Consider the following 468-nt stretch of genomic DNA (forward strand, 5'->3'; position numbering starts at 1 on the left):
GTGGGTGCATAATGATGGGTGTTGTGGGGTAGCCCTTTCTACGCTTGAATCATATGTTGAGAAATCAGCAAGGGGTATGGGAAAGTTGCATCGTGTTAATGAAAATGAGTTAACACAGTTAATTTTAGATATTGGCTACAATAAAGATGAATTATTAAAAGCCAAATCCATATTGGAATACAGTATTAAAATCAGGAAGGCAGAAAAGGCAAGCCAACCAGGTGGGAGGATTAGATGCTGGTCATCAAAAAAGGGTTGATATGGAACAAAGAATACTTAATAAAATCAATAATATGCTAAGGGAGTTGGAATAAATGCATAAAAAAATAGATAAACACCTGATCCAGGTTCTGTTATCTGAATATGAATTTAATTCTGATTCATATGCTGATTTAATTAATAATTCAATAAGCATAGAACAATCAACAGACGCTTGTTACTTTTTAGGTGAAATGTCAAAATCTAATG

The 468-nt window shown here is 33.3% G+C and carries 1 protein-coding gene; it reads left to right on the top strand.

The features are described 5' to 3' along the window. The coding region (locus HMPREF2573_RS00005) for a hemagglutinin (protein WP_070472079.1) at positions 1 to 259 on the top strand (259 nt) is incomplete at its 5' end. Positions 260 to 468 lie beyond the last annotated feature (209 nt).

The organism is Moraxella sp. HMSC061H09 (assembly GCF_001809255.1).
GTDB lineage: Bacteria > Pseudomonadota > Gammaproteobacteria > Pseudomonadales > Moraxellaceae > Moraxella > Moraxella catarrhalis.